21 protein-coding genes are annotated in these 19701 nt (G+C 66.1%); 11 read left to right on the top strand and 10 right to left on the bottom strand.

From position 1 onward, the window contains the following. Positions 1 to 40: 40 nt before the first annotated feature. The 4 genes from purC to dapA are packed head-to-tail and all read right to left on the bottom strand — an operon-like array spanning position 41 to position 3570. A complete protein-coding gene (gene purC, locus ACA097_RS20795; RefSeq protein WP_371365732.1) occupies positions 41 to 751 on the bottom strand; it encodes a phosphoribosylaminoimidazolesuccinocarboxamide synthase in 711 nt (236 codons plus the stop codon). A gap of 29 nt (positions 752 to 780) precedes the next feature. Beyond that, on the bottom strand, positions 781 to 1539 hold the full coding sequence (locus ACA097_RS20790; RefSeq protein WP_043254056.1) for an MBL fold metallo-hydrolase: 759 nt from the start codon (positions 1537 to 1539) through the stop codon (positions 781 to 783). Next, a complete protein-coding gene (gene bamC / locus ACA097_RS20785) occupies positions 1478 to 2677 on the bottom strand; it encodes an outer membrane protein assembly factor BamC (RefSeq protein ID WP_371365730.1) in 1200 nt (399 codons plus the stop codon). Before bamC ends, ACA097_RS20790 begins: the two co-directional genes overlap by 62 nt. Before the next feature lie 14 nt (positions 2678 to 2691). Further along, positions 2692 to 3570 (bottom strand): 4-hydroxy-tetrahydrodipicolinate synthase, encoded by an 879-nt coding sequence (gene dapA / locus ACA097_RS20780; protein WP_043254059.1) that lies wholly within the window; start codon positions 3568 to 3570, stop codon positions 2692 to 2694. A gap of 171 nt (positions 3571 to 3741) precedes the next feature. Between dapA and ACA097_RS20775 the strand changes: the two genes are divergently transcribed. Further along, a complete protein-coding gene (locus ACA097_RS20775; RefSeq protein WP_043254060.1) occupies positions 3742 to 4299 on the top strand; it encodes a glycine cleavage system protein R in 558 nt (185 codons plus the stop codon). A 13-nt stretch (positions 4300 to 4312) separates the two neighbouring features. Further along, a complete protein-coding gene (locus ACA097_RS20770; RefSeq protein WP_371365728.1) occupies positions 4313 to 4786 on the top strand; it encodes a peroxiredoxin in 474 nt (157 codons plus the stop codon). Positions 4787 to 4835: 49 nt separating this feature from the next. Here the strand turns inward: ACA097_RS20770 and ACA097_RS20765 are convergent, their stop codons facing one another. Both ACA097_RS20765 and ACA097_RS20760 read right to left on the bottom strand, forming a co-directional pair. Then, the gene (locus tag ACA097_RS20765; RefSeq protein ID WP_043254062.1) at positions 4836 to 5915 is read right to left on the bottom strand and encodes an AI-2E family transporter; all 1080 of its coding nucleotides are present in this window, start codon (positions 5913 to 5915) and stop codon (positions 4836 to 4838) included. 47 nt (positions 5916 to 5962) lie between these two features. Further along, entirely contained in the window at positions 5963 to 6202 is a 240-nt protein-coding gene (locus ACA097_RS20760) for a sulfurtransferase TusA family protein (RefSeq protein ID WP_043254063.1), read from the bottom strand. A gap of 216 nt (positions 6203 to 6418) precedes the next feature. On the opposite strand from ACA097_RS20760, the gene ACA097_RS20755 reads away from it, so the two are divergent. Continuing rightward, complete coding sequence (locus ACA097_RS20755) at positions 6419 to 7855, top strand: M48 family metalloprotease (RefSeq protein WP_043257567.1); 1437 nt, start codon at positions 6419 to 6421, stop codon at positions 7853 to 7855. Positions 7856 to 7913: 58 nt separating this feature from the next. On the opposite strand, the gene ung is transcribed toward ACA097_RS20755, so the two are convergent. Continuing rightward, positions 7914 to 8612, bottom strand: coding sequence for a uracil-DNA glycosylase (ung, locus tag ACA097_RS20750; protein ID WP_371365725.1), 699 nt, complete (start codon positions 8610 to 8612; stop codon positions 7914 to 7916). A gap of 71 nt (positions 8613 to 8683) precedes the next feature. Between ung and ACA097_RS20745 the strand changes: the two genes are divergently transcribed. Further along, positions 8684 to 9553 (top strand): HDOD domain-containing protein, encoded by an 870-nt coding sequence (locus ACA097_RS20745; RefSeq protein WP_371365723.1) that lies wholly within the window; start codon positions 8684 to 8686, stop codon positions 9551 to 9553. Here ACA097_RS20745 and ACA097_RS20740 read toward each other — a convergent pair whose 3' ends face one another. Then, entirely contained in the window at positions 9554 to 10435 is an 882-nt protein-coding gene (locus ACA097_RS20740; protein ID WP_043257571.1) for an AraC family transcriptional regulator, read from the bottom strand. It lies immediately after the preceding gene. 146 nt (positions 10436 to 10581) lie between these two features. Between ACA097_RS20740 and ACA097_RS20735 the strand changes: the two genes are divergently transcribed. From ACA097_RS20735 to ACA097_RS20710, 6 genes are all read left to right on the top strand, one after another. Then, positions 10582 to 11745: an isobutyryl-CoA dehydrogenase gene (locus ACA097_RS20735; protein ID WP_371365721.1), complete on the top strand. Its 1164-nt coding sequence runs from the start codon at positions 10582 to 10584 to the stop codon at positions 11743 to 11745. 159 nt (positions 11746 to 11904) lie between these two features. Continuing rightward, positions 11905 to 12723 carry an enoyl-CoA hydratase gene (locus ACA097_RS20730; protein WP_371365719.1) on the top strand — a complete coding sequence of 273 codons (819 nt, stop codon included), beginning with the start codon at positions 11905 to 11907 and terminating at the stop codon, positions 12721 to 12723. 10 nt (positions 12724 to 12733) lie between these two features. Beyond that, the gene (locus ACA097_RS20725) at positions 12734 to 13837 is read left to right on the top strand and encodes an enoyl-CoA hydratase/isomerase family protein (RefSeq protein WP_371365717.1); all 1104 of its coding nucleotides are present in this window, start codon (positions 12734 to 12736) and stop codon (positions 13835 to 13837) included. A gap of 154 nt (positions 13838 to 13991) precedes the next feature. Next, complete coding sequence (mmsB, locus tag ACA097_RS20720) at positions 13992 to 14876, top strand: 3-hydroxyisobutyrate dehydrogenase (RefSeq protein ID WP_371365715.1); 885 nt, start codon at positions 13992 to 13994, stop codon at positions 14874 to 14876. Positions 14877 to 14902: 26 nt separating this feature from the next. Next, positions 14903 to 15538, top strand: coding sequence for a potassium channel family protein (locus tag ACA097_RS20715; protein WP_371365713.1), 636 nt, complete (start codon positions 14903 to 14905; stop codon positions 15536 to 15538). Between the two features lie 110 nt (positions 15539 to 15648). Beyond that, positions 15649 to 16290: an NAD(P)-dependent oxidoreductase gene (locus tag ACA097_RS20710; RefSeq protein ID WP_371365711.1), complete on the top strand. Its 642-nt coding sequence runs from the start codon at positions 15649 to 15651 to the stop codon at positions 16288 to 16290. Between the two features lie 146 nt (positions 16291 to 16436). Here the strand turns inward: ACA097_RS20710 and ACA097_RS20705 are convergent, their stop codons facing one another. Then, a complete protein-coding gene (locus ACA097_RS20705) occupies positions 16437 to 18422 on the bottom strand; it encodes an alkyl/aryl-sulfatase (protein ID WP_371365709.1) in 1986 nt (661 codons plus the stop codon). Between the two features lie 103 nt (positions 18423 to 18525). Between ACA097_RS20705 and ACA097_RS20700 the strand changes: the two genes are divergently transcribed. Continuing rightward, complete coding sequence (locus ACA097_RS20700; protein ID WP_160287951.1) at positions 18526 to 19455, top strand: LysR family transcriptional regulator; 930 nt, start codon at positions 18526 to 18528, stop codon at positions 19453 to 19455. Between the two features lie 31 nt (positions 19456 to 19486). On the opposite strand, the gene ACA097_RS20695 is transcribed toward ACA097_RS20700, so the two are convergent. Next, positions 19487 to 19654: a hypothetical protein gene (locus tag ACA097_RS20695; protein ID WP_167333373.1), complete on the bottom strand. Its 168-nt coding sequence runs from the start codon at positions 19652 to 19654 to the stop codon at positions 19487 to 19489. Positions 19655 to 19701 lie beyond the last annotated feature (47 nt).

The following is a 19701-nucleotide window of genomic DNA, read 5'->3' as shown; positions in this document are numbered from 1 at the left end:
ATTTTCGCGTTCTTTCAGTCGCTTGCGCGCTTTGAACAGGTTAGAGCGGAACGCCGAGGCGTTGCGCGACTTCCTCGTAGGCTTCGATCACGTCGCCCAGGCCTTGGCGGAAGCGGTCCTTGTCCATCTTCTTGCGGGTTTCCTTGTCCCACAGGCGGCAGCCGTCCGGGCTGAACTCGTCGCCAAGGACGATCTGGCCGTGGAACACGCCGAACTCCAGCTTGAAGTCGACCAGCAGCAGGCCGGCGTCGTCGAAGAGCCTGTTCAGCACTTCGTTGACCTTGAAGGAGTAGGCCTTCATCTGCGCCAGTTGCTCGAGGGTCGCCCAGCCGAAGGCCTGGACGTGGGATTCGTTGATGAAGGGGTCGCCCAGGGCGTCGTTCTTCAGGAACAGCTCGAAGGTCGGCGGCGTCAGCTGCAGGCCCTCTTCCACACCCAGGCGGCGCACCAGGCTGCCGGCGGCGTAGTTGCGCACTACGCACTCGACCGGAATCATCGCCAGCTTCTTCACCAGCACCTCGTTGTCCGACAGCAGTTTGTCGAACTGGGTGGGAATGCCGGCTTCTTCCAGCTTCTGCATGATGAAGGCGTTGAACTTGTTGTTCACCATGCCCTTGCGATCCAGCTGCTCGATGCGCTTGCCGTCGAACGCCGAGGTATCGTTGCGGAACAGCAGGACGAGGCGGTCGGCGTCGTCGGTGGTGTAAACCGATTTGGCCTTGCCGCGATAAAGTTCTTCGCGTTTTTCCATGATGGGCTCCGCTTGCTAGGTTGATGGGGTCAGGCGATCTCGCGCCAGTCGAGCCCCGAATGCTGATCGGCTACCTGCAGCCAGTCCGGGTCGCACCCGAGGGTGTCGACGAAACATTGCCGGGCCAGCTGCGGCGTGTTGTTCTTTTCGCTGAGGTGGGCCAGCACCAGGTGCTGCAGCCCTTCCCAGTCCAGCGCCGCGACCAGGTCGGCGGCCTGCTGGTTGTTCAAGTGTCCCCACTGGCCGCCCACGCGGGCCTTCAGCGGGTAGGGATAGGGACCACGGGCGAGCATCTCGCTGTCGTGGTTGGCCTCGACCACCAGCGCATCCAGGCCACGATAGCACTCCAGCACTTCGGCGGTGACGCTCCCCAGATCGGTCAACTGACCGAATCGCCGCCGACCATCGGAAAGCACGAACTGCAAGGGCTCGCGGGCATCGTGGGCGACGCCGACGGCGGTGATTTCCATGTCCTTGATCTGCAGACGCTGACCGGCCGTCAACAGCCCGGCGGGCTCCAATGGCTTGCGCAGTCCCTGCAGGGTTCCGGCGCTGAGGTAGACGGGTATCCGGTGGTGCCGGGCGAGCAATTCGACGCCATGCACATGATCGGCGTGTTCGTGCGTGACCAGGATCGCGTCCAGCTCGCCGGGTTCGATACCCAGGCGAGCCAGTCGCTTGACGGTTTCACGCAGCGGAAAGCCGCAATCGATCAGGACGCGGGCGTCAGAACTTCTCACCAAGGCCGAATTGCCCCGGCTTCCGCTCCCCAGGACCGCGAAGTGCATCACGCATGCTCTCTTGAATTTTTTCCAGCACGTTCTGCGCAACATCGGTCGGCGCGGAGGTGTTGATGTCCTTGTCGAGGGTTACCTGCACGGTGTTGTTCACACTGGTCAGGCGAACCTGGTAGCGCTGGGCCTTCTTCTCTTCCTCGGCCTTGGCCTTCTCTTCGCTGGCGCCGAACAGGCGGCTGAAGAAGCCCGGCTTCTTGTCTTCGTCGAGCTTCTTCGCACCTTCGGCGACGTTCACGTAGTACACGCCGAGGCTGCGGTTGATGTCGTCTACGCGAACGTCGGCCTTGTCCAGAGCGCGGCCGACGCTGACCCAGGCGCGGTCGAAGTCGGAGTCGATGGTCAGCATCGGGTTGCCGTTGCCGTCCTTGTCCAGAACTACGCTGCCGGGGGTGTCGAAGGTGGAGTGCGCAGCCAGCAGGGAAACCGAACCGCCTTTCTCCGAGGTGGTGGCCATGTTGGCCAGCATTTCGTCGAGCAGAGCGGCATCGAGTGCCGGGACGACCGGCTTGCTCGGCCAGTCCTGGCTGGCATTGCTGCCGGCCGGACGGGTTTCACTGAGCACGTAGACTTCGCTGGTGTTGGTCTGCACGCCCGGCTCGATGCGCACGCGAACGCGCGCCTCGCTGCTCGGGTCGATGCCAGCCACGCGGCTGCTCAGGCGACGGGACAGCGAGGCGGACAGCGAGGTCAGCGGCTGCCAGCGGGTGGTGAACTCGCCGGTCTGCGGTTTTTCCTCGGCGAAGGCGAAGCCGTTGTCCTGGTAGAACTGGTGGGCGACCGGCCAGACTTCCGCCGGCGGGCGCTGGGCGATCAGCCACCGCGAATCGCCGCTCTTCTGCAGGCTGTAATCGCTGGAGCTGGCGCCGGTAGTGGCCAGAGCCACCGGGCGCGGCACCTCGAACTCACCGGCCTTCTCGTGGCTGTCGGCGACGTTCATTGGAATCGGCAGCAGCGGGTCCAGAGGCTTGGTATGCAAGCCTTCCGGCACCTTCATCGGTGCGGTTTCGCGGGAATCCAGGTAATCGGTGCCGCGGTCGCGGAAGTAGCCGTCCTTGCCCCACAACCAGCTGCAGCCAGTGGTGTTGCCAATGATCAGGGCGAGCGCGGTCAGTCCTGCCAGTCGCTTCATGCAATCGCTCTCCGTCAGGCCAGAATGCCGGTCTGGCGCATGGCCTGACGCAGCGGTTCCTGGCAACGCGAGCTGAGCCAGGTCAGCGGCAGACGGATGCCCTCGGGGATCAGGCCCATCTCGTGCAGGGCGAATTTCACCGGAATCGGATTGGATTCGATGAACAGCGCCTTGTGCAGCGGCATCAGACGGTCGTTGATCGCACGGGCGGCAGCGGCGTCGCCACGCATGGCGGCGGCGCACAGGTCGCTCATGGCGCGCGGGGCGACGTTGGCGGTCACCGAGATGTTGCCCTTGCCGCCCATCAGCATCAGCTCGACGGCGGTGGCGTCATCGCCGGAGTAGACCAGGAAATCCTTGCCGACGCGGTCCAGGACTTCCTTGCCGCGCTGCAGGTCGCCGGTGGCTTCCTTGATACCGATGATGTTCGGCACCTTGGACAGGCGCTCGACGGTCTCCGGCAGCATGTCGCAGGCGGTACGGCCCGGCACGTTGTAGAGGATCTGCGGGATGGCCACGGCTTCGGCGATGTGGCGGAAGTGCTGGTACAGGCCTTCCTGGGTCGGCTTGTTGTAGTACGGGGTGACCAGCAGGCAGGCATCGGCGCCGCCGCTCTTGGCCGCCTCGGTCAGCTCGACCGCCTCGCGGGTGGAGTTGGCGCCGGTACCGGCGATCACCGGGATGCGGCCATTGACCTGGTCGACGACGCGGCGGATGACCTCGAGGTGTTCGTTCACATCGAGGGTCGCCGATTCACCCGTGGTGCCGACTGCAACTATGGCGTTGGTGCCTTCCTGCAGGTGGAAGTCCACCAGCTTGGCGAGGCTGTCCCAATCCAGTCGACCCTGAGCATCGAAGGGGGTGACCAGCGCCACCATACTGCCCGCAATCATGCAACCGCTCCTGCCGGAAAAAGAAAGCCGTAATGGTACTGGGGCCACCTGCCTTGCACAAGCTGAGCGCGGCGTCCGGCGCATACCGGACATTCCCCTTGCGGCCGCTTTTCGCTACCCTTTCCCCTTTGTCGACGCGGCCCCTTCGGTCGCCCATCCCAGGAAAGCTGCATGTCCGCCTCCCACCCCCGTGAACAATTCCTCCTGATCAGTGCCCTGGGGCCCAACCCCATGGAGCTGACCAGCGTGCTCTGCCGCACCTGCATCGACAACCGCTGCTCGGTCATCAGCAGCCGCCTGACCCGCCACGGCGAGTTCAGCGCGCTTGTTCTGCAGGTCTCCGGCAGCTGGGACGCCCTGGCCCGCCTGGAAGGCGGCCTGCCGGCGCTGGCCAAGCGCCATGGTTTCACCCTCAGCGTGACCCGCAGCAACGCCCACGTGACCCGCGCCCAGGCCCTGCCCTACGTGGCCTATGTCAGCGCGGTGTACCGCCCGGACATCCTCAACGAGCTGTGCCAGTTCTTCATCGACCACAACATCGAGCTGGAGAACCTGACCTGCGACACCTACCAGGCGCCGCACACCAACACCAGCATGCTCAACGCCACCATCACCGTGACGCTGCCGGCCGGCACCCAGATCAGCTGGCTGCGCGACCAGTTCCTCGACTTCGCCGATGCACTGAACCTCGACGCGCTGATCGAACCCTGGCGCCCGCAGCACCCGTAAGGAGAAGAACCGCATGGCCGTTGAACTCGACAAACCCGTCACCGACTTCCAGGCCGCTGCCACCAGTGGCCAGCAGGTGCAACTCTCGGCACTGAAGGGCCAGCAGGTAGTGCTGTACTTCTACCCCAAGGACAGCACCCCCGGCTGCACCACCGAAGGCCAGGGCTTCCGCGACCAGATCGAGGCCTTCGCCAAGGCCAACACGGTGATCTTCGGCGTCTCCCGCGACGGCCTGAAGTCCCACGAGAACTTCAAGGCCAAGCAGTGCTTCCCCTTCGAGCTGATCAGCGACAAGGACGAGGCGCTCTGCCAGCTGTTCGACGTGATCAAGCTGAAGAAGCTCTACGGCAAGGAATACATGGGCGTCGACCGCAGCACCTTCCTGATCGACGCCAAGGGCGTGCTGCGTCACGAGTGGCGCGGGGTCAAGGTGCCCGGCCATGTCGATGCCGTGCTTGCCGCCGCACAGGAACTGGCCAAGGCCTGACCCTTGCGTCGCAGCATGAAAAAGGCCGCTTTCCAGCGGCCTTTTTCGTTTACATCAGCGGGCTGACCTGCGGCTGCAGCTCCGGCTGCTTCGGCCAAGCGTCCAGCACCGCCTTCACCAGGGTTGCCAGGGGGATGGCGAAGAACACGCCCCAGAAGCCCCACAGGCCGCCGAACAGCAGCACCGCGCAAATGATCGCCACCGGGTGCAGGTTCACCGCCTCGGAGAACAGCAGCGGCACCAGCACGTTGCCGTCCAGCGCCTGGATCACCGCGTGGGCCACCATCAGGTAGATGAACTGGTCGCCCCAGCCCCACTGGAACAGGCCGATCAGCGCCACCGGCACTGTGACCACCAGCGCGCCTATATAAGGCACCACCACCGACAGGCCCACCAGCAGGGCCAGCAGCGCGGCGTAGTTCAGGCCGAGCACGACGAAGGCGACGTAGCTGGCGGCGCCGGTGATGACGATCTCGATGACCTTGCCGCGGATGTAGTTGGCGATCTGCTTGTCCATCTCCACCCAGACCTGCTTCATCAGCCCGCGCTCGCGCGGCAGGTAGCGACGGAACCAGAGCTGGAAGCGCCGGCGATCCTTGAGGAAGAAGAACACCAGGATCGGCACCAGCACCAGGTAGATCATGGCGTTGACCAGGATCGGCAGGCCCGAGAGGGAGAAGGTCAGCGCCCACTGGCCGAGCTGGCCCAACTCGCTGCGCGCCGTTTCTATCACCTTGAGCACCTGCTCCTCGTTGACCATCTCCGGGTAGCGCTCGGGCAGCATCAGCAGCACCGACTGCCACTCGCCGAGCATGCGCGGCATCTCGTTGACGAGGGTGAACAGCTGCTTCCAGATCAGCGGCACCAGCACCAGCAGGAACAACCCGAGCATTCCCAGGAAGAGCGCGTAGACCAGCCACAGGGCGAACAGCCTGGGCACCCGCAGGCGTTCCAGCTGGCCCTGCAGGCCCTTGATCAGGAAGGCCACGACCATGGCCGCGAGCACCGGCGCAAGCATGCTGCCGAAGGCCAGGACGACGGTGAAACCAAGCGCCAGGATGACTGCCAGCACCACTGCTTCCTCGTCGGAAAAGTAGCGCTGCATCCAGCCTTGTAGAACTTTGAGCATCGGGAGTCCTGCGAAATGGAAACGCCCGGGCGCGGGCCCGGGCGGGGTTACTTCTTGCGCAGCCAGTAGCGGTACTGGCCCTGGTCGGCCTCTTCGCGCAGCAGCTGGTGCCCGGCAAGTTCGGCGAAGGCGCGGAAGTCGCGCTGCGAACCGGCGTCGGTGGCGATGACCTTGAGCACCTGACCGCTGGCCAGGCGATTGAGTTCCAGCTTGGCCTTGAGCAGCGGCAGGGGACAATTCAGACCGCTGGCATCCAGCTCGGCGTCACAATGAATATCGGCTGGCATGTCGTGGTCTCCGGGCAAGGCGCCCAAGAATACCGAATCCGTTGGAAAACTGCCCGGCTCGCGCGCACCCGCGTGACCTTAAGCAAACCTTCAGCCCCACGGCCTAGAAAGGTAGTCGGATCGCTTCCTGTCCCGCCGCGACGCCCCGCCATAACCTAGGCAGTGGCGACAGCCTGCGGCTAAAGTAGTGCCTTTCCCGGAACGAGCCTCATGTACATGAAAGTACTGCGCCCTGCCCTGCTGTCGCTTGCCTGCCTGCTGGCCATGCCCACCGTGGCGGACGACCTGCCGTCCCTGGGCGACTCCAGCTCGTCCATCGTCTCCCAGGAGCAGGAGTTCCAGCTCGGTCGCGCCTGGCTGAGCATGCTGCGCAACCAGGTCGACTCGATCAACGACCCGCAGATCAAGGATTTCGTCGAATCCAGCGTCTATCGCCTGGCCGAAACCAGCGACCTGCAGGACCACCGCCTGGCTTTCATCCTCATCAAGGACCCGCAGATCAACGCCTTCGCCGCACCCGGCGGAGTCATCGGGGTGAACGGCGGCCTGTTCCTCTATGCGCAAACCGAAGGCGAGTACGCCGCGGTACTGGCGCACGAACTGGGTCACCTGATCCAGCGCCACTTCGCCCGCGGCCTGGAAGCGCAGAAACAGATGCAGTTGCCGGTAATGGCAGCGATGCTCGCCGGTATCGTCGCGGCCGCCGCCGGCGCCGGTGATGCCGGCATCGCCACTATCGCCTCGACCCAGGCGGCGGCGATTCAGAACCAGTTGCGCTTCTCCCGGCAGAACGAGCAGGAAGCCGACCGCGTCGGCGTGGTCAACATGGTTCGCGCCGGCTACGACCCGCGCTCCATGCCGACCATGTTCGAGCGCCTGGCGCGGCAGTACCGCTACGACGCCAAGCCGCCGGAATTCCTCCTCACCCACCCGGTTACCGACTCGCGTATCGCCGACACCCGAAATCGTGCCGAGCAATACCCGTCGAGCGGCAAGGAAGACAGCCTGCGCTACCAGTTGATGCGCGCCCGCGTGCAGCTGATCTTCGAGGAAATGCCCGGCATGGCCGGCAAGCGCTTCCGCGCCATGCTCGACGACAATCCCAAGCTCGATGCCGCGCGCTACGGCCTGGCGCTGTCGCAGACCCGCATCGGCCAGCTCAACGAAGCTCGCGCCACCCTGCAACCGCTGCTGGCCAAGGCGCCCAATGAACTGGCCTACAACCTCGCCCAGGTCGACCTGGACATCACCGCGAACAAGCTGAACGACGCCCTCTCCCGCGTGCAGCGCCTGCTGGGCCAGTACCCCGACAGCTACCCGCTGATCCAGGCCCAGACCGACGTGCTGATGAAGCTCAACCGCGCGGCCGACGCCGAGAAGATCCTGATCAAGCTGACCCAGGCCCGCCCGCTCGACCCGGACGTCTGGAGCCGCCTGGCCGACGCCCGCACCATCGACGGCAACGCCATCGGCGTGCACCAGGCGCGCGCCGAGTACCTGGCGCTGACCGGCGACTACCCTTCGGCCATCGAGCAACTGGACTTCGCCAAGCGCCGCGCCGGCGGCAACTTCACCCTGGCCGCCAAGCTGGATGCTCGCCAGCAGGAATTCCGCGACCAGGAGAAGATCCTCAAGGAAATGATGCGCGGCTAAGTGCAACTCAATAAAAAAGGCGCTGCCGGGTTATCCGGCAGCGCCTTTTTTATTGATTTCAACCTAGCGCCGGCAATGCCCAGTCGATAGGCGTCTTGCCGTGCTGTTCGAGGAACTTGTTGGCGCGGCTGAAATGGCCGTTACCGAGGAAGCCGCGGTAGGCCGAAAGCGGCGACGGATGCGCCGACTTGAGGATCAGGTGCTTCTGCGCGTCGATGAACTTCTGTTTGCCCTGCGCATGCGAGCCCCAGAGCAGGAACACCAGTCCGTCGCACCGCTCGCTGACCACCTGGATCACCCGATCGGTGAACTGCTGCCAGCCGGCATTGGCGTGCGAGCCGGCGCGCGCCTGCTCGACTGTCAGCGAGGTGTTGAGCAGCAGCACGCCCTGCTCGGCCCAGTGCTGCAGGTAGCCGTGCGCGGGGATGGGGATGTTCAGGTCGCGCTGCAGCTCCTTATAGATGTTCTGCAACGACGGCGGCGTCGGCACGCCCGGCTGCACAGAGAAGCACAGCCCATGGGCCTGGCCCGGCCCGTGGTAGGGATCCTGGCCGATGATCACCACCTTGATACGGTCCAGCGGCGTCGAATTGAGTGCGTTGAAGATCAGCGGCCCCGGCGGGTAGATCACCTTGCCGGCGGCTTTCTCACTGCGTAGGAATTCGCTCAGCTCATGCATATAGGGCTTGTCGAATTCGTCGCGCAGGGCTTCCTTCCAGCTTGCTTCCAGTTTGATACGATCGTCGCTCTCGGTCATGGGACACCTGATGAAACATGGCCGGCGCACCCTAGAAAAGCCCGACCCCCTTGTCAATCCGGCAGGCCGACATGGAAAACGCGGAAAACCCGCCTAAGCCGATGAGCGCCGAAGCCATGCGCTTCGCGCTGTACAACCGTTTCCTGAAAGGCGAGGCGAAGATCCCGCAGATGCCCGAGGCCTATCTTCGCGTGCGCCGCCTGCTGGCTGACCCGAAAGCCTCGCTGGAGCAACTGGCGCAGACGATCAAGGCCGACCCGCCGCTGGCCGCCTACCTCATGCAGTTCGCCGACAGCCCGCTGCTGCGCGGCACCCGCCCCGGCGCGCCGCTGCGCGACGTTTTGGCGCGCCTGGGCATCCGTCGCCTGGCCAGCCTCGTAACCGGCTTCGCCATACGCAACCTCTACATCGGCAAGGAGTCGGCCCTGCAGCAGGTGTTTCGCGCCCGCTGGCGAGCCGCCCTCGAACGCGCTGCGTACAGCGCAGCGCTGGCCCAGCGCTGCGAGCGCGTGGAGATCGACGAAGCCCTGCTTGGCGGCCTGCTGCAGGACGTCGGCAGCCTGCCGCTGCTCGCCGAACTGGAGCGCTGGCCGCAGCAGTCGCGCGAGCAGGATTCGCTGAATCAGCTGTGCGAGTGGCTGTCCGGCGACATAGGCGTGGTCATCATGACCGTCTGGAAGCTGCCCACCAACCTGATCGAATGCGCCCGCCAGCGCACCTGCTGGAGCCGCGAAACGACCGGTGAGATCGACCTGGCCGACCTGGTGCAGATCGCCCACCACCTGCGCAACCCGCAGCTGGCCGACGACGCCCTGGCGAAATTGCCGGCCTTCGCCCGCCTGCGCAGCCTCTGCCCCGCGCTGCCGACCTCGATGGAGCGCCTGCGCGAAGAGCTGGCCGGCGACTTCCAGGGCTGGCGCCAACTGCTCGGCAACCGCTGATCAGCCCTGGTGCAGCGCCCGGTAGTGACTGGGCGCCATGCCCACCACGCGCTTGAACAACCGCGAAAAGTAGTAGGCATCGGCATAGCCGAGCTGCTCGGCGACCTGGCGCACTTCCAGATGCCCCTGGTCGAGCAGGCGGCAGGCATGGGTCATCTTCAAGCGGATGAAATCCTGGATCGGCGCCTGGCCGGTCAGCGCCCGGTAGGTCTTGGCGAAATGGAAACGCGACAAGTGGAACTGCGCAGCCAGTTCGTCGAGGTTGAGCGTCGAATCCAGGTGCTCGCGCATCAGCGCCTGTACCGCTTCGATATCCAGCACCCCGCCTGACTTCAGTCGCGCCCGCACCGGGCGCAGCGCCAGGGACGTGAGCAGGCTTTGCAACAGATGCGCGGCGTGGATGAAGTGCGGCAGGCTCAAGCCCTGGCGACGCAGCGCCAGCAAGGCGTCGAACTCCCCGCGCAGGCGCGGCTGCACGCCGATGCGCAGGCGCGGCGACTTGCCCAGCGGCCGCAGGAACTCCTCGGCCAGCCCGCCTTCCAGGTGTACCCAGAAGATCGACCAGGGCCGCTCGGCGGAAGCGCCATAGGCGTGCGCCTGGCCCTTCGGCAACACCAGCAGGTCGCCAGCCATGACATCGAATCGTCCATCCCCGATCTCCAGCCAACCCTCCCCCGCGCTGCAGTAGATCAGCAGATGATCGTCGGGAACCTGGCGCTGCATGAGGTGCCCGGACGCCGCCGGGTAGTAGCCCAGGGCGAGCGGATAGCAGGCCTGACCGAGCGGGTGACGGGCCAACGCGCGGCGCAGGCGCGGCGGCGTGATGAAACGGACGCCCTGCTGCGGCAGGGGCCAGGTGGACAGGAGCGGACTGCCGGACATCGCGATCACGACCTCGATAATGCATTGTTCAACGCCAAGATCGTCCATCTCGCGAGCAAGATCGTCAATCCACAGCGCCCCCCGGCTCGCGCTATAACCGCTGCAAGCTGTCCCACTTCACAAGAACAAACCGAGGAAGCTCCCCCATGGATTTCGATCTCAGCGAAGAACAGCGCCTGCTGGTGGAAAGCGCCCGGGCCTTCGCCTCGCGCGAACTGGCGCCGCACGCGGCGGACTGGGACCGCGAGCACCACTTCCCGGTCGAGGTGATTCGCCGCGCCGCCGAGCAGGGCTACCTGGGCCTGTACATCGCCGAGGACGACGGCGGCCTGGGCCTGTCGCGGCTGTCCGCCTCGCTGATCTTCGAGCAACTGGCCGCTGGCTGCGTCGCCACCACCGCCTACATGACCATCCACAACATGGCCAGCTGGATGCTCGCCTCCTTCGGGGACGCCGCGCTCAAGGAACAGTGGCTGCCCGGCCTGATCGGCGGCGAACTGCTCGCCTCCTACTGCCTCACCGAGCCGGACGCCGGTTCCGACGCCGCACATCTGCGCACCCGCGCCCGCCGCGACGGCGACGAATACGTGCTGGACGGCGCCAAGACCTTCATCTCCGGCGCCGGCTCCACCGACGTGCTGATCGTCATGGCGCGCACCGGCGAGGACGGCGCCAAGGGCATTTCCTGCTTCCTGGTGCCGGCCAACGCCGAAGGCGTCCGCTACGGCCGCAACGAAGACAAGATGGGCTGGAAGGCCCAGCCGACCCGCACCATCACCTTCGAGGGCGTACGCATCCCGGCAGGCAACCGCATCGGCCCGGAAGGCCAGGGCTTCGTCTATGCCATGAAGGGCCTGGATGGCGGCCGCTTGAACATCGCCAGTTGCTCCCTCGGTGCGGCCCAGGCAGCGCTGGAGCAGTCGCTGCGCTACGTCGAGGAGCGCAAGCAGTTCGGCAAGGCCCTGGCCGAGTTCCAGGCCCTGCAGTTCAAACTCGCCGACATGCTCACCGACCTCACCGCCAGTCGGCAGATGGTGCGCCTGGCCGCGCACAAGCTGGACCACAAGGACGGCGAGGCCACGCTCTACTGCGCCATGGCCAAGCGCTTTGCCACCGATCGCTGCTTCGCCCTGTGCAACGAGGCGCTGCAGCTGCACGGCGGCTACGGCTACCTGAACGACTACCCACTCGAGCGCTGGGTGCGCGACAGCCGCGTGCACCAGATCCTCGAAGGCACCAACGAGATCATGCGGGTGATAGTCGCCCGTCGCCTGCTCGACCAGGGCGGGATGCTGGACAGGCTGCTCTGATGTTTCCCCAGTAGGGGCGAGCTTGCTCGCTCCTACTGGAAAATCCGCCCGCCCTCGCGGGCGCAATCGAACAGATCGGACATGGACGCGCGCAACCGCGCCCGCCTAGAGTCCACCGACATACGCCCGCCGAGCGCGGCCATCGATAAGGAGAACGCCATGAGCACCGCCGTCGAACCCTACAAGCCCGGCCTCTTCGACCTGACCCACAAGCTCACCGTGGAGAAGCACGGCCACACCGCGCTGATCACCATCAACCATCCGCCGGCCAACACCTGGGACCGCGACTCGCTGATCGGCCTGCGCCAGTTGGTCGAGCACCTGAACCGCGACGACGACATCTACGCTCTGGTGATTACTGGCCAGGGGCCGAAGTTCTTCTCCGCCGGCGCCGACCTGAACATGTTCGCCGACGGCGACAAGGCCCGCGCCCGCGAAATGGCCCGCCGCTTCGGCGAAGCCTTCGAGGCCCTGCGCGACTTCCGTGGCGTGTCCATCGCCGCGATCAACGGCTACGCCATGGGCGGCGGCCTGGAGTGCGCCCTCGCCTGCGACATCCGCATCGCCGAGCGTCACGCGCAGATGGCCCTGCCGGAAGCCGCGGTGGGCCTGCTGCCCTGTGCCGGCGGCACCCAGGCGCTGGCTTGGCTGGTGGGCGAAGGCTGGGCCAAGCGCATGATTCTCTGCGGCGAGCGCATCGACGCCGATACCGCGCAGCGCATCGGCCTGGTCGAGCAGGTGGTGGACAGCGGCGAAGCCCGCGGCACCGCCCTGCTGCTGGCGGCCAAGGTGGCGCGGCAGAGCCCGGTGGCGGTACGCACCATCAAGCCGCTGATCCAGGGCGCCCGCGAGCGTGGGCCGAACACCTGGCTGAGCGAGGAGCGCGAGAGCTTCGTCGACCTGTTCGACGCCGACGACACCCGCGAAGGCGTCAATGCCTTCCTCGAGAAGCGCGAGCCGAACTGGCGCAACAAATAAGGAAAGGGCCATGAACGTACTATTCGAGGAACGCTCCGGGCTCCACGGCTTCCGCATCGGCATCGCCACCCTGGACGCGGAAAAGAGCCTCAACGCCCTCAGCCTGCCGATGATCGAGGCCCTGGCCCAGCGCCTGAAGCTGTGGCGCGAGGACCCGCACATCGCCTGCGTGCTGCTGCGCGGCACCGGCGCCAAGGCATTCTGCGCCGGCGGCGACGTACGCAAGCTGGTCGATGCCTGCCGCGAACACCCCGGCGAGGTGCCCGAACTGGCACGTCGCTTCTTCGCCGACGAATACCGCCTCGACCACCTCATCCATACCTACGGCAAGCCGCTGATCTGCTGGGCCCACGGCTACGTGATGGGCGGCGGCATGGGCCTGATGCAGGGCGCCGGCGTGCGCATCGTCACCCCTTCCAGCCGCCTGGCCATGCCGGAAATCGGCATCGGCCTGTACCCGGACGTCGGCGCCAGCTGGTTCCTCGCCCGCCTGCCGGGTCGCTTGGGTCTGTTCCTCGGCCTGGGCGCGACCCAGCTGAACGCCCGCGACGCGCTGGACCTCGACCTCGCCGACCGCTTCCTCCTCGACAATCAGCAGGACGCCCTGCTCGCCGGGCTGGTGCAACTGAACTGGCGCGAGCAGCCCGAAGTGCAACTGCACAGCCTGCTGCGCGCCCTGGAGCACGAAGCCCGAGGCGAACTGCCCGAGGCCCAGCTGCTGCCGCGCCGCGAACGGCTCGACGCGCTGCTCGACGTGGCCAACGCCGCCGACGCCTGGCAGGCCCTCGCCGCCAAGCAGAACGACGCCGACCTGCTGCTGGCGAAGGCCGCCCGGACCATGGCCAGTGGCTGCCCGCTGACTGCCCGGCTGGTCTGGGAGCAGATCCGCCGCGCCCGCCATTCGTCGCTCGCCGAGGTGTTCCGCATGGAATACGCGATGAGCCTGAACTGCTGCCGCCATCCGGAGTTCGCCGAAGGCGTGCGCGCGCGCCTGATCGACAAGGACAACGCGCCGCACTGGCACTGGCCGGATATCGCTGCCATACCTGAGGCAGTGGTGGACGCGCATTTCGAGGCGACCTGGGAGGGCGCGCACCCGCTGGCGGATCTCTGATCCCCCCGCCCTTCCCGATCGGCTATCTGCTGGGTCCCCGCATTCGCGGGGAAGACGGGTATGAGCACCGCGCCCGTCCCCGTCACTCCCGCGAACGCGGGAGCCCAGTGGACAACATCGACGCGTTCACCCTGGCAACCAGAGGAGAACGCGGATGAAACAGATAGCCTTCATCGGCCTCGGCCACATGGGCGCGCCCATGGCCGCCAACCTGCTCAAGGCCGGTTACCTGCTGCGGGTCTTCGACCTGGTGCAGAGCGCCATCGACGGCCTGGTGCCGTTGGGCGCCAATGCCGCGCGCAGCGCCCACGACGCGGTCGACGGGGCTGACGTGGTAATCACCATGCTTCCGGCCAGCCACCACGTCGAAGGGCTCTACCTCGGCGACGAAGGGCTGCTCCGGCACATCGCCCCCGGCACCCTGGTACTGGAATGCTCGACCATCGCCCCGGCCTCGGCGCGCAAGGTGCACAAGGCCGCTGCCGAGCTGCGCATCCCGATGCTCGACGCGCCGGTGTCCGGCGGCGTCGGTGGTGCCATCGCCGGCACCCTGACCTTCATGGTCGGCGGTGACGCCGACGTGCTCGAACAAGCGAAACCGGTGTTCTCCGCCATGGGCCGCAACATCTTCCATGCCGGTTCCGACGGCGCCGGCCAGGTCGCCAAGGTGTGCAACAACCAACTGCTCGCCGTGCTGATGATCGGCACCGCCGAATCTCTCGCGCTGGGTGTCGCCAACGGTCTCGATCCGCGCGTGCTGTCCGAGATCATGCGCCGCAGCTCCGGCGGCAACTGGGCCCTGGAGGTCTACAACCCCTGGCCGGGAGTGATGGAGAATGCCCCGGCCACGCGCGGCTACGAAGGCGGTTTCCTCACCGCGCTGATGGTCAAGGACCTGGGCCTGGCCCAGGAAGCCGCGCTGGTCAGCGGCAACAGCACGCCCATGGGCAGCCTGGCCACCAGCCTGTATCGCCTGCTGCTGCGCCAGGGCTTCGGCGACAAGGACTTCTCGGTGGTGCAGAAGCTGTTCGATCACTGAACACAGACACATCGGAGAGCATGGAGATGCCCGGCTTCCTGCACCGTTTCCGCTTTCGCCTGCTGTTCTTCAGCAGCGTCTTCATGTTGCTGGTGCTCGGCTTCCCGCAACCGCCGCTGGCGCTGGACCAGATCGCGCTGCTGACGCTGGTGCTAAGCGGTATCAACAGCCTGCCGCAACGTCGCGGCTGGATTATCCTGGCGGCGCTGTTCGGTAGCGCGTGCGTCGTTTTCTCACTGCTCGCCGAGCTCAATGGGCATTCACCGTACTTCGACCGCACGCTGCCGTTGCTGGCCTTCTATGCCGTCCTGCTCGTCACGCTGTTCCGCCGTGTAGCCCGCGAACGCCCGGTGACCGGCGAACTGCTCTACGGATTGAGCGCACTCTACCTGCAGCTGGCCCTGGCCTATGCCCTGCTCTACGCCTTGATCCAGCGCTACCTGCCCGGCGGGTTCGGCCCACCGGGCAGCGAACTGCACCTGGACAGCTTCGTCTATTTCAGCCTGATCACCCTCACCACCGTCGGCTACGGCGACATCCAGCCGCTGCTGCCGATCACCCGCCTGCTGGCGACCAGCGAAGCCGTCCTGGGGGTGCTGTTCATCTCCGTGGCAGTGGCCCGCGGCCTGTCGCTGATGAACGAACCCGCAGACAGATTATGAAGCCCAGCTAATGAGTGCATGGCTGTTCCAGTGGTTTTTCCACGCCCCGCACCAGCCGATCATGGGCGCCTTTCCCGCCGCAATCGCGGCCCAGACACTGGAGATCCCCCATGAAAATCGCCCTGATCGGCGCCACCGGCCACGTCGGCCATTATTTCCTGGAAGAAGCCCTGCGCCGTGGTCATGCGGTGACCGCACTGGTGCGCGACCCGGCGAAGCTGGCCGGCCGCGATGGCGTCAGCGCAGTCCAGGCGGATGTCTACGACGCCACACAGGTGGCCAAGGCGGTGGCCGGACATGACGTGGTGATCAGCGCCTTCAACGCCGGCTGGGGCAACCCGGACATCCGCAACGCCCACGCCAACGGCAGCCGCGCCATCCTCGAAGGCACCAAGGCGGCCGGGGTGAAGCGCTTGCTGGTGCTCGGCGGCGCCGGCAGCCTGGAGATCGCGCCCGGCCAGCGCCTGGTGGACAGTCCGGAATTCCCCGAGCAGTGGAAACAGGGCGCCCTCGGCGCCGCCGATGCCCTCGACCAGCTGCGTAGCGAGAAGGGCCTGGACTGGGCCTTCCTCAGTCCGGCCATGCTCCTCGAAGGCGAAACCCGCACCGGCAGCTTCCGCATCGGCGGCGACCAGGTGCTGTTCGATGCCAAGGGCGAGAGCCGCATCTCGCTGCCCGACCTCGCAGTGGCCATGCTCGACGAAGCGGAGAAACCGGCGCATCACCAGCAGCGGTTCACCGTGGCCTATTGAAACGACAAGGCGCATAACCCCCTCGGGGGTTATGCGCCCTGCGTCCTGCGGCAGCCTGCTCTTGTAGGCGCGAGCTTGCTCGCGAACAAGCCCTGTGCCGCAGCCGTTCGCGAGCAAGCTCGCTCCTACGAAAAGCGCCGTTTCCGTTACCCCTCCCGCTTCGCCGGCGTGGCGATGTCGAACCAGAAGTCGAAGTCGTCCAGCATGCCGAACAGCTTGGGCAGCAGCAGCGGGTTGCCCGAGCTCTTCAGTTTGCCCTCGGCGATCAGCACCACCGGGTTGACCTGCTTGAGCAGCAAGCGGTTGAGGTCGACGCGGTCGATGGTCACCGTCTGCCCGGCCTTGTCGCTCTGAACGCCCTGGATGTTGTTCAGGTGCGAGTTCTTCAGCTCCAGCAGGTATTGCTGCTTGAGATCCGGCAGCACCAGGTTGATGGCGAAATCCTCGCCCTCGGCCTTGCCGGCGTTCAGGCGCACGCCCAGGTAGTCGAACAGCAGGCCGGTATCCATTGCCGCCAGGGCGTCGGAACTGGAGGTCTTGAGCGATGGCAGGTTGCGCGGCACGCCGTGGCGCAACTCGTCGGCGGCGGCCAGGTAGCTGTTGCGCCAGCCGGCGTTCTCCGCCTGGTAGCCGAGCTGCTCCAGGGCGTCTGCCTGCAGGCGGCGGGCGGCCTGGTTGTCCGGCTCGGCGAAGACCAGCTTGTTGACCACTTCCACCACCCAGCGGTACTCGCCCTGGTCGAAGGATTTCTGCGCCATCTGCAGCAGGTGCTCCGCGCCGCCCATGAACTCCACGTATTTCTTCGCCGAATCCTCCGGCGCCAACGGGTTGAGCGTCGCCGGGTTGCCGTCGTAGTAGCCCAGGTACTTGTTCACCACCGCGCGCACGTTGTGGCTGACCGAGCCGTGGTAGCCGCGGTTGAACCATTCGTTGGCCAGTTCCGGCGGCAACTGGAAGCGCTCGTGGATCTGGTTGATGGTCACGCCCTGGTTGGCCAGGTGCAGGCTCTGGTCGTTGAGGTAGCCGTACAGGTCGCGCTCCTTCTCCAGGGTACGAACGATGTCGTCGTGCCCCCAGCGCGGCCAGTTGTGCACGGCCAGCATCACTTCGGCCTGGTCGCCATAGCGGTGCAGCGCGGCGTTGATGTACTTGCTCCAGCCCAGCGCGTCGCGGGTCTCGGCGCCGCGCAGGGTGTAGAGGTTGTGCAGGGTCGCGGTGACGTTCTCGGCCATCATCAGGGCCTTCTGCTGCGGCATCCAGATGTTCATCTCCGCCGGCGATTCGGTACCCGGGGTGTTCTGGAAGGCGAAGGTCACGCCGTCGATGTCCAACTGCTCGTCGTCGCGTTCGATCACCCTGGTCGGCGCGATCAGGGTCATCGGGCCGTGGGCGACGCCTTTGCCGATGGCCATGTCGACCAAGCCGGTGGGGCCTTTGGGCAGCAGGGTGCCGTACTGATAGGTGGCGCGGCGCAGCATGGCGTTGCCGGCCAGCACGTTTTCCTTGATCGCCGCCTCCATGAAGCCCTTGGGCGCGATGATCTGCACCTCGCCCTTGTCCACCTGTTCCTGGCTGACCAGCCCCTTCACCCCGCCGAAATGGTCGACGTGGGCGTGGCTGTAGATGATCGCCTTGATCGGCTTCTGCCCTAGCTCCTGGCTGACGAGCGCATAGGCGGCCTTCGAGGTGGCCGGGGTGGTCAGGGTGTCGATGACGATCCAGCCGGTCTTGCCTTCGATGAAGGTGGTGTTGGCGAGGTCGAAGCCACGTACCTGGTAGACACCGTCGGTGACCTTGTACAGGCCGTACTTGAGGTTGAGCAGGGCCTGGCGCTGCAGGCTCGGGTTGATGCTGTCGAAGTCCTTGCCGGCATTGAGGAAGTCGAAGCCGCCGAGGGTCCAGGCCACGCTGCCGTCCTCGTTCCTGATCTCCAGCGCCGGCGGGCGCTTGATCAGGCCCTTCTCGACCCGCTCGAAGTCGGCGCGTTCGCTGAACGGGAGCGACTCGCGGACTTTTTGCTGCGCGGCGATGGTGAAGGTGCTCGGCGCCTTGGGCGCATCGGCGGGATCGTCGGCGGCGAGCAGCACGGGAGACAGGCCGGCCACGAGGACGGCGGCGGACAGACGCATCATGCGAAGGAACTCCGGTTTTTGTTATGGGAATGCCTGGCACTATGCCGCCGCGCGGATCAATAATTCCAATGCATTCCTTTATCTACTTCAATGCAGTACGCGCATGACCGACCTTCGCCAGCTCCGCCACTTCGTCGCCCTCGCCGAATACGGTCACTTCGCCCGCGCCGCCGAAGCGGTGAACCTCAGCCAGCCCGCGCTCTCGCGTAGCATCCAGGCGCTGGAAAGCCAGCTCGACTGCCGTCTGCTCGACCGCAATCCGCGCGGCATCACCCTCACCGCCCATGGCCGACTGGTGCTGGAACATGCCCGCCGCCTCCTCGCCGGCAGCCGCGCACTGGACAACGCGGTGCGCCAGCTGGGCGAAATGGGCGCCGGCGAATTGCGCCTGGGTTCCGGCCCCTTCCCCGCCGCGCGCCTGATGCCGCAGGTGCTCGCCGCCTTCAGCCGGGCGCACCCGAAGGTCAGCCTGGTGCTGTCGATCGAGAACTGGGGCGAGCTGCACCAGCGGCTGCTCGATGATGAGCTGGAACTCTTCGTCGCCGACTGCCGCGAACTCATGGACGATCCTCGCCTCGACATCCTTCCGCTACGCGAGCACGACAGCCTGCTGTTCTGCCGCCCCGGCCATCCGCTGTTGAGCGAGGCGGAGCCCGGCATCGAGCGCCTGCTCGACTTCCCCCTGGCCGGCCCGCGCCTGCCGCGCGACGCTCATCACCGTCTGGTGCAGACGCTCGGCCGCGAGCAGCCGCTGGACGTGCAGTGCGACGACGTACTGATGCTCAAGGAACTGGTGCGCGGCAGCGACATGCTCTGCCTGGCGGTGGCCGACGTGGTCGCCGCCGACATTGCCAGCGGACGCCTGGCTGCGCTGCATTGGCCGCGCCTGGCCGGCGACGCCACGCTGCGCCGCTCTGCCTACGGCCTGGTGCGCCATGCCAGCCGCAGCCTGTCGCCGGCGGCTGCGGCCTTCGTCGAATTGCTGCTGGAGACCGAAGGCCATCCGGTCGAAGACGGCAAGCGAAAAAGCTGACGGCACCCGAAGGTGCCGTCAGTCAGCGCGATCAACGCCGCCAGTCGCGGTCGTAGCGATCGTGGTCATATCGATCGTGATCGTAGTAGTGAGCCGGCGGGCCGTAGTAGCGCGGCCCGCGCCAGCCGTGATCGTGTTCGTAGACCACGCAGCCGGACAACGGCAGGAACAACAGCAAGGCAATGAACAAGCGACGCATGGCTAACTCCTGATCTGGGCAAGTCCGCTTCGCGAAAGCGCGTAGCA

Origin of the sequence: Pseudomonas sp. QL9 (genome assembly GCF_041409665.1) — a bacterium.
GTDB lineage: Bacteria > Pseudomonadota > Gammaproteobacteria > Pseudomonadales > Pseudomonadaceae > Pseudomonas > Pseudomonas knackmussii.
Note: the sequence above shows the minus strand (reverse complement) of the source record. Positions and strands in the feature narration are given on the sequence as shown.

Coding starts and splice junctions, on each gene's coding strand:
- purC (WP_371365732.1), bottom strand. CDS start 751: ATGGAAAAACGCGAAGAACTTTATCGCGGCAAGGCCAAATCGGTTTAC.
- ACA097_RS20790 (WP_043254056.1), bottom strand. CDS start 1,539: ATGCACTTCGCGGTCCTGGGGAGCGGAAGCCGGGGCAATTCGGCCTTG.
- bamC (WP_371365730.1), bottom strand. CDS start 2,677: ATGAAGCGACTGGCAGGACTGACCGCGCTCGCCCTGATCATTGGCAAC.
- dapA (WP_043254059.1), bottom strand. CDS start 3,570: ATGATTGCGGGCAGTATGGTGGCGCTGGTCACCCCCTTCGATGCTCAG.
- ACA097_RS20775 (WP_043254060.1), top strand. CDS start 3,742: ATGTCCGCCTCCCACCCCCGTGAACAATTCCTCCTGATCAGTGCCCTG.
- ACA097_RS20770 (WP_371365728.1), top strand. CDS start 4,313: ATGGCCGTTGAACTCGACAAACCCGTCACCGACTTCCAGGCCGCTGCC.
- ACA097_RS20765 (WP_043254062.1), bottom strand. CDS start 5,915: ATGCTCAAAGTTCTACAAGGCTGGATGCAGCGCTACTTTTCCGACGAG.
- ACA097_RS20760 (WP_043254063.1), bottom strand. CDS start 6,202: ATGCCAGCCGATATTCATTGTGACGCCGAGCTGGATGCCAGCGGTCTG.
- ACA097_RS20755 (WP_043257567.1), top strand. CDS start 6,419: ATGAAAGTACTGCGCCCTGCCCTGCTGTCGCTTGCCTGCCTGCTGGCC.
- ung (WP_371365725.1), bottom strand. CDS start 8,612: ATGACCGAGAGCGACGATCGTATCAAACTGGAAGCAAGCTGGAAGGAA.
- ACA097_RS20745 (WP_371365723.1), top strand. CDS start 8,684: ATGGAAAACGCGGAAAACCCGCCTAAGCCGATGAGCGCCGAAGCCATG.
- ACA097_RS20740 (WP_043257571.1), bottom strand. CDS start 10,435: ATGTCCGGCAGTCCGCTCCTGTCCACCTGGCCCCTGCCGCAGCAGGGC.
- ACA097_RS20735 (WP_371365721.1), top strand. CDS start 10,582: ATGGATTTCGATCTCAGCGAAGAACAGCGCCTGCTGGTGGAAAGCGCC.
- ACA097_RS20730 (WP_371365719.1), top strand. CDS start 11,905: ATGAGCACCGCCGTCGAACCCTACAAGCCCGGCCTCTTCGACCTGACC.
- ACA097_RS20725 (WP_371365717.1), top strand. CDS start 12,734: ATGAACGTACTATTCGAGGAACGCTCCGGGCTCCACGGCTTCCGCATC.
- mmsB (WP_371365715.1), top strand. CDS start 13,992: ATGAAACAGATAGCCTTCATCGGCCTCGGCCACATGGGCGCGCCCATG.
- ACA097_RS20715 (WP_371365713.1), top strand. CDS start 14,903: ATGCCCGGCTTCCTGCACCGTTTCCGCTTTCGCCTGCTGTTCTTCAGC.
- ACA097_RS20710 (WP_371365711.1), top strand. CDS start 15,649: ATGAAAATCGCCCTGATCGGCGCCACCGGCCACGTCGGCCATTATTTC.
- ACA097_RS20705 (WP_371365709.1), bottom strand. CDS start 18,422: ATGATGCGTCTGTCCGCCGCCGTCCTCGTGGCCGGCCTGTCTCCCGTG.
- ACA097_RS20700 (WP_160287951.1), top strand. CDS start 18,526: ATGACCGACCTTCGCCAGCTCCGCCACTTCGTCGCCCTCGCCGAATAC.
- ACA097_RS20695 (WP_167333373.1), bottom strand. CDS start 19,654: ATGCGTCGCTTGTTCATTGCCTTGCTGTTGTTCCTGCCGTTGTCCGGC.